The following is a 7666-nucleotide window of genomic DNA, read 5'->3' as shown; positions in this document are numbered from 1 at the left end:
GCATTGGCGGTGGGGCTGGGGTTGTGGGGGACGCAGCTGCAGGCTTTCGAAATCGAGACCGGTCCCGATCTGACGACCTCGCTCGAGAGCGTCGTCGAATTCACATCGGTGTACCGCACCGGTTCGCCCGAGCACATCACGCGCGCTGGGCAGAACGTCTTCATCAACAACAACGACGGCAGCGAGTACTACGGCAAGGGGTTCGTCTCCAACGAATTCAAGCTGACCTCCGAGCTGCACGTGCGCACCGAGCAGGACGGCCTGTTCGTCCGCGGTACCGCCTGGTACGACACCCAGATCATGGACCACGCGCCCAGCGGTGATGACTTCGCTACCCACAACACCGACAGCGACAAGCGCTACCCCTCGGACCTGAAAAACCGCGCCGGCCATCGCGCGCGCCTGCTCGATGCCTACCTCTATACCAACCGCTACCTTGGCGAGATGCCGGTCAGCGTGCGACTCGGTCGCCAGGTGATCAACTGGGGCGAGGGCATCTTCTATGCCGACGGTCTCAACGTGATCAACCCGGTGGACATCGGCCGCGTGGTGCTGCCCAACGCCAGCCTCAAGGACGCGCTGCTGCCGACCAACATGGTCTCCGCGCAGTTCGGCCTGACCGACGCGCTCAACGTCGAGACCTTCTACGGGCTGGAGTGGAAGGGTCACGAGATGATCCCCACCGGTGCCTTCCTCAATAACCAGGACTACTTCGGCAAGGGCAGCAACGGCGTACTGGTGGACCTGCGCAGCGAGCTGGGGGCGCTGGCCGAGCTGGCCCCGGGGCTCAATGGCGAGAACGGCATCGTCGCCGGCGCCCGCTATGGCCGTGAGCACGACGCCCGCGACGACGGCCAGTACGGCCTGGCCCTGCGCTACCTGGTGGAGCAGTGGAACAACACCGAGTTCAGCCTCTACTACCTCAACTACCACAGCAAGGTGCCGTTCCTGCGTGTGCAGAAGGGCCAGTCCATGGCCTGCAGTGCCGGCAGCGGCGGGCGCTTCGCCGACCTGTGCGGCCTGACCAAGCTGCTCGACCCGGCCTCGGTGCCGCTGGTGGACGGCCTGGCCATGCTCGACAGCACCTACTACGACTTCGTCTACCCCGAAGACATCCGCCTGTTCGGCCTCAGCGTGTCCGGCACCATCGGCGACACCAGCCTGGCAGGCGAGCTGACCTACCGGCCCAACGCGCCGCTGGAACCGTCGATGACCTACGAGCTGGAACAACTGGCCGCGAGCGCCCTCGGCGCCGGCGGTGCCAGTGGCGGGAGCATCGACCTGGGCGAGTTCGGCGACGGCTCGGCCAACGACCCACGCCGCAGCATCGACCTGTACAAGCGCCACGAGCTGTACACCGGTTCGATCTCCGCGATCCACGCCTTCGGTCCCAGCGCCGGCCTGGACGATCTGGTGGTACTGGCCGAGGCGGCCTTCAACCATGTGCCGGGCGGCCTGCTCGACACGCTCAACTACGCGTACCTGGACAGCTTCGCCTGGGGCTACACGGTGAACCTCTCCGGCCTGGTCCAGGACGTGACGCCGAACTTCGACCTGATGCCGGCGATCACCTTCCGCCAGGACGTGTCCGGCACCTCGCCGGCGCTCAACGAGAACTTCATCCAGGGGCGCAAGTCCGCCACCGTCGAACTGGGTGCCAGGTACGGCCAGAAGCTGGCCGGCAAGCTGTCCTACACCTCGTTCTGGGGCGCACGCAAGGATAACGCGCTGATCGACCGCGATCACCTCGCGCTCAACGTCTCCTACTCCTTCTGATGGCAGGACCCGCAATGACCAGAACCCTTCTACGGACCTGTACGGTCCTGTTTTCTCTCGGCCTGCTGCTGCCCCTGGCGGCCCAGGCCAGGGTGAGTGCCGAACAGGCGACGCAATTGCAGGGCACGCTGACCCCCTTCGGCGCCGAGCGCCAGGGCGATGCGGCCAAGGGCATTCCGCAGTGGACCGGTGGCATGACGCAGCCGCCGGCCGGTTATGGCGGCCCGGGCAGCTTCCACGTCGATCCCTATGCCGAGGAAACGCCGCTGCGGGTGATCGACGCCAGCACCATGCAGGCCGATGCGGACAACCTCAGCGACGGCGTCAAGGCGCTGCTCAAGGCCTATCCGCAGACCTTCAAGCTGCCGGTCTACCCCAGCCACCGCAGCTTTTCCGCACCGGAGGAGATCTACCGCAACACCGCCGTCAATGCGCAGCAGGCCGAACTGAGCGACTCCGGCTACGGCCTGGTGGGCGCCTATGGCGGCATTCCGTTCCCGATCCCGGCCGATGGCCGCGAGGCGATCTGGAACCACATCGCCCGCTGGCAGGCGCGCTACACCGACGAGGTGGCGGTGACCGCGCAGGTCACCACCAGCGGCAGCTACTCGCTGTTGCGCGAGCGCATCCAGCTGCTGTCCAGCTACTACGACCCGAAGAAGGACGCCGGGAGCCTGGGCAATCGCCTCTACTATTTCGCCAGCGAACTGCTGCCGCCGTCGCGCGACGTGGGCCGCGCGCTGCTGGTGCACGAGCCCATCGACCAGGTCGCCGAGCCGCGCTCGGCGTGGATCTACAACCCCGGCCAGCGCCGTGTGCGGCGTGCGCCGACCCTGGCCTACGACATGCCGATCGATGGCATCTACGCCGATGACACCGACATGTACAACGGTGCCACCGACCGCTACGACTGGAAGCTGGTCGGCAAGCGTTCGCTGCTGGTGCCGTACCATAACTACGCCATGGAGAAACCGGGCATGGACGCCGCTGAGCTGGTCAAGCCGGGCCACCTCAACAGCGACCTGACCCGCTGGGAGATGCACCGCGTGTGGGTGGTCGAAGCGACCCTGCGTCCGGGCCAGCGCCACGTGCACGCCAAGCGCCGCTTCTACCTCGACGAAGACAGCTGGTACGCCCTGATGGTGGAGAACTACGACGCCCGTGGCGAGCTGTGGCACGTCAACCTGGCGTTCACCAAGAATGCCTACGAGGTGCCGGTCATCGCCCCGGTGAACATCGTCTACCACGACCTCATCGCCCGCAGCTATACGGTGATCGGCCTGCGCAACAACGAGAAGGCGCCGCGCCAGTACCATCTGTCGCCGCCGCCGGCGAGTTACTTCACCCCCGCCAGCCTGCGGCGCAAGGGTACGCAGTAGTTCCGGGTCAGGGCGTCTGGCTGTCGCTGCGGCTTGCCAGGCGCTCAAGGGCGGCCTTCAGGCTGGGGTCGCTGATGCCCTCGGCCGTCGCCTGGATACTCTGTGCGGCGCTATTGGACAGGCGAACGCTGCGAACGGTTCCACGATTCGGACCTGTCGAAGGTTGCACCTTGAACAGTATTTTCGTTAAGGTCGCGAATTCTTCGAGTGCCTGTAGTTGTCGTTGCAGCCTTCTTTGCTGATAACGCAGGCGTGTTGCCCAGTGGCCATCGGTCACGATCAATAGCAGACAGCCGTCACGCCAGGACGCTACATGACAGTGTTCCCGGGCCGCCGGTTGTAGCTGGCTTTCCACAAGACGCTGCAGGTTGGTCAGGCGTTGGGCCTGACCGAACAGCGCTTTCAGGGGCTTGGCTTCGCGTAGCAGCGTAGCGGGTGCCTGGGCCGGCAAGGGACGAAACGTCATGGCAGGAGGCCTTAGGTTGCAGAGCGGTCATGGTAGCAGAGCGTGCTGCCGATAGTGCTCCGCGAGAGGGGAAGCCATGCAAATCATCCTACTCAATAGCCGCCATGGTTCGGCGCGAACGATCAACCTGGATCTGCGCTGGCTGTTGCTGGCCGCTTTCCTGGCGTTGGCACTGAGCCTGGGCGCCGGCGCCGCGCTGGGTGCCAAGTGGTTGACCGCAGAACCGGTGGTCGACACGTCGCTGGTCGAGGCGCTGGATCAGCAGCGCAGGCAGGTTGGCGCGGTGCGCCAGGACGCGCAGCGTCAGCTGGACGCCTTCGCCGCGCATGTGGCGGAGCTGCAGGCACGACTGACACGTCTCGATGCCCTGGGCGAGCGCCTCACCGAGCTGGCCGAACTGGATGCCGGCGAATTCGATTTCTCCCTCAGCGTTGGCCAGGGTGGTGCGGAAGATGCGCTCGGCGCCTCGGCCTATTCGCCGCCGCCGTTCATGAATGCGCTGGATGAGCTGGCGCTGCGCGTGGACAGCCGCGAGCAGCAACTGGAGGTGCTCGAGCAGTTGCTCGGCGAGCGCCGCCTGAACGAGGCCGAGACCCTTTCCGGTCGTCCCGTTCTGCAGGGCTACGTGTCGTCGCCGTTCGGCAGCCGCATCCATCCGCTGACCGGGCGGGTCAGCGTGCACAAGGGCATCGACTTCGCCTCCAAGCCGGGTAGCGACGTGATGTCGGTGGCCGCCGGCATCGTCACCTTCTCCGGCAAGAAGAACGGCTACGGCAATGTGGTGGAGATCAGCCACGCCGACGGTTACGTCACCCTCTACGCGCACAACCAGAGCAACACCGTGCAGATCGGTGACCTGGTGCAGCGCGGTCAGACAATCGCCAAGGTCGGTCGCAGCGGCCGTTCCACCGGCTATCACGTGCATTTCGAAGTCAGCAAGGACGGCCGTCAGGTCAACCCGGCGCTGTACATCGCGCGTACCAGCGGCGTCGAGTGATCGAGTGGCGCCTGCCCTCTCTTGAATTGTTCGCAATCGTCCCCATCTATAAGGCCAGGCCGTGTTTCCGGGCTGGTCCGGGGACCTGTGCTGTCTGTGCCATCACGCGGTAGCGATCGGCTGACAACGTCACTTTCCTCCCCGGCTTTTCCGGGTAGAATGCCCCCTTCGCCCGCAGCCATGCTGGCTGCCAGGTCGCGATTTGCGCCGACCTCAATCCATTCGCCGGAAGTCCTGTCGATATGTTTGCGCCTCTGTTGAAAAAACTTTTCGGAAGCAAGAATGAGCGTGAAGTCAAACGCATGCTCAAGGCGGTGCAGTCCGTCAACGCCCTTGAAGAACAGATGATCGCCCTTTCGGATGATCAGCTGCGGAGCAAGACCGAAGAGTTCAGGGCCCGTCTGGCCAAGGGCGAAACCCTCGACCAACTGCTGCCCGAAGCCTTTGCCGTGGCCCGGGAGGCCGGCAAGCGGGTCATGGGCATGCGCCATTTCGACGTGCAGCTGATCGGCGGCATGACCCTGCACGAGGGCAAGATCGCCGAGATGCGTACCGGTGAGGGCAAGACCCTGGTCGGCACCCTGGCCGTCTATCTCAACGCACTGTCCGGCAAGGGCGTGCACGTGGTCACGGTCAACGAATACCTGGCCCGCCGCGACGCCAACTGGATGCGTCCGCTGTACGAATTCCTCGGCCTGAGCGTGGGCATCGTCACCCCGTTCCAGCCGCCGGAAGACAAGCGCGCCGCCTACGCCGCCGACATCACCTATGGCACCAACAACGAATTCGGTTTCGACTACCTGCGCGACAACATGGCGTTCAGCCTGGAAGACAAGTTCCAGCGCGAGCTGAATTTCGCCGTGATCGACGAAGTCGACTCCATCCTCATCGACGAAGCCCGTACCCCGCTGATCATCTCCGGCCAGGCCGAAGACAGCTCCAAGCTGTACATCGAGATCAACAAGCTGGTCCCGCGCCTCAAGCAGCACATCGAGGAAGAAGAGGGCGTGGTGACCCAGGAAGGTCACTACAAGGTCGACGAGAAGTCGCGCCAGGTCGAGCTGAACGAGGCGGGTCACCAGTACGTCGAGGAAATGCTCACCGCCGCCGGCCTGCTGGCCGAGGGTGAAAGCCTGTACTCCGCGCACAACCTGGGCCTGCTGACCCACGTCTACGCCAGCCTGCGCGCGCACACGCTGTTCCACCGCAACGTCGAATACATCGTGCAGAACGGCCAGGTGATCCTGATCGACGAGCACACCGGCCGTACCATGCCGGGGCGTCGCCTGTCCGAAGGCCTGCACCAGGCCATCGAGGCCAAGGAAGGGGTGAACATCCAGGCCGAGAGCCAGACGCTGGCTTCGACCACCTTCCAGAACTATTTCCGCCTGTACAACAAGCTGTCCGGCATGACCGGTACGGCCGATACCGAAGCGTTCGAGTTCCGCCAGATCTATGGCCTGGACGTGATGGTGATCCCGACCAACAAGCCGATCGCGCGCAAGGACTTCAACGACCTGGTCTACCTGACCCAGGAAGAGAAGTACCAGGCGATCATCGCCGACATCAAGGACTGCCAGGCCCAGGGCCGGCCGATCCTGGTCGGCACCGCAACCATCGAGACCTCCGAGTACGTCAGCCAGCTGCTGAACCAGGAAGGCATCGAGCACAAGGTGCTCAACGCCAAGTTCCACGACAAGGAAGCCGAGATCATCGCCCAGGCCGGCCGCCCAGGTGCGCTGACCATCGCCACCAACATGGCCGGTCGCGGTACCGACATCCTCCTCGGTGGCAACTGGGAAGTGGAAGTCGCGGCACTGGAGAACCCGACCGACGAGCAGGTCGCGCAGATCAAGGCCGACTGGCAGAAGCGCCACCAGCAGGTGATCGAAGCCGGCGGTCTGCACGTGATCGCCTCCGAGCGCCACGAGTCGCGTCGTATCGACAACCAGCTGCGTGGCCGTGCCGGTCGCCAGGGTGACCCGGGCTCCAGCCGCTTCTACCTGTCGCTGGAAGACAACCTGATGCGCATCTTCGCCTCCGACCGGGTGAAGAACTTCATGAAGGCACTCGGCATGCAGTCCGGCGAGGCCATCGAGCACCGCATGGTCACCAATGCCATCGAGAAGGCCCAGCGCAAGGTCGAAGGCCGCAACTTCGACATGCGCAAGCAGCTGCTCGAGTTCGACGACGTGGCCAACGAGCAGCGCAAGGTGATCTACCACATGCGCAACAGCCTGCTGGCTGCCGAGAACGTTGGCGACACCATCGCCGAGTTCCGCGAGGAAGTGCTGACCGCCGCCATCAACGGCCATATCCCGCCGCAGTCGATGCCGGAACAGTGGGATATCGCTGGCCTGGAGTCGACGCTGCAGAGCGATTTCGGCATCCAGCTGCCAATCCAGCAATGGCTGGACGAAGACGACAAGCTGTACGAGGAAACCCTGCGCGAGCGCATCCTCGCCGAGCTGATCACCGCCTACAACGAGAAGGAAACCCAGGCCAGCGCCGAAGCGCTGCGCACCTTCGAGAAGCAGATTCTGCTGCGCGTGCTCGACGACTTGTGGAAGGACCACCTGTCCACCATGGATCACCTGCGTCACGGCATCCACCTGCGTGGTTACGCGCAGAAGAACCCCAAGCAGGAATACAAGCGCGAGTCCTTCGCCCTGTTCCAGGAGCTGCTGGAGTCGATCAAGCGCGACACCATCCGTGTGCTCTGCCACGTCCAGGTGCGCCGCGAGGACCCGGCGGAAGAGGAAGCCCGCCTGCGTCGCGAGGCCGAGGCCATGGCCGAGCGCATGCAGTTCCAGCACGCCGATGCGTCGGCGCTGGCCGCTGACGAAGGCAACGCCGAAGAGGGCGATGTCGCGGTCGCCTCCGCTCCGGTGCGCAGCGAGCAGAAGGTCGGGCGCAACGAGCCGTGCCCCTGCGGTTCGGGCAAGAAGTACAAGCACTGCCACGGTCAGATTGGCTGATCCGACTGCTTGCAGTAGCGGGCGCTTCGGCTATGCTGCCAGCGCCCTGACAGCGCCGCGAACGGTTCGA

The 7666-nt window shown here is 64.7% G+C and carries 5 protein-coding genes; 4 read left to right on the top strand and 1 reads right to left on the bottom strand.

What is annotated here, in order from left to right:
* A partial coding sequence (locus tag EPK82_RS22860) for a DUF1302 domain-containing protein (protein WP_134678143.1) occupies positions 1-1776 on the top strand: 1776 nt, incomplete at its 5' end.
* 14 nt (positions 1777-1790) lie between these two features.
* Positions 1791-3155 carry a DUF1329 domain-containing protein gene (locus EPK82_RS22855; protein ID WP_134678142.1) on the top strand — a complete coding sequence of 455 codons (1365 nt, stop codon included), beginning with the start codon at positions 1791-1793 and terminating at the stop codon, positions 3153-3155.
* Between the two features lie 7 nt (positions 3156-3162).
* On the opposite strand, the gene EPK82_RS22850 is transcribed toward EPK82_RS22855, so the two are convergent.
* A complete protein-coding gene (locus EPK82_RS22850; RefSeq protein ID WP_037046666.1) occupies positions 3163-3621 on the bottom strand; it encodes a DUF721 domain-containing protein in 459 nt (152 codons plus the stop codon).
* Positions 3622-3697: 76 nt separating this feature from the next.
* On the opposite strand from EPK82_RS22850, the gene EPK82_RS22845 reads away from it, so the two are divergent.
* Positions 3698-4618 (top strand): M23 family metallopeptidase, encoded by a 921-nt coding sequence (locus EPK82_RS22845; RefSeq protein ID WP_134678141.1) that lies wholly within the window; start codon positions 3698-3700, stop codon positions 4616-4618.
* Positions 4619-4860: 242 nt separating this feature from the next.
* Complete coding sequence (gene secA / locus EPK82_RS22840; RefSeq protein WP_134678140.1) at positions 4861-7596, top strand: preprotein translocase subunit SecA; 2736 nt, start codon at positions 4861-4863, stop codon at positions 7594-7596.
* The last annotated feature ends 70 nt before the right edge of the window (positions 7597-7666 follow it).

This window comes from Ectopseudomonas khazarica (assembly GCF_004521985.1).
In the GTDB taxonomy this organism is placed as follows: Bacteria; Pseudomonadota; Gammaproteobacteria; order Pseudomonadales; family Pseudomonadaceae; genus Aquipseudomonas; species Aquipseudomonas khazarica.
Note: the sequence above shows the minus strand (reverse complement) of the source record. Positions and strands in the feature narration are given on the sequence as shown.

Bases quoted from the DNA above. Each gene is read 5' to 3' on its own strand.
- EPK82_RS22855 (WP_134678142.1), top strand. From the start codon at position 1,791: ATGACCAGAACCCTTCTACGGACCTGTACGGTCCTGTTTTCTCTCGGC.
- EPK82_RS22850 (WP_037046666.1), bottom strand. From the start codon at position 3,621: ATGACGTTTCGTCCCTTGCCGGCCCAGGCACCCGCTACGCTGCTACGC.
- EPK82_RS22845 (WP_134678141.1), top strand. From the start codon at position 3,698: ATGCAAATCATCCTACTCAATAGCCGCCATGGTTCGGCGCGAACGATC.
- secA (WP_134678140.1), top strand. From the start codon at position 4,861: ATGTTTGCGCCTCTGTTGAAAAAACTTTTCGGAAGCAAGAATGAGCGT.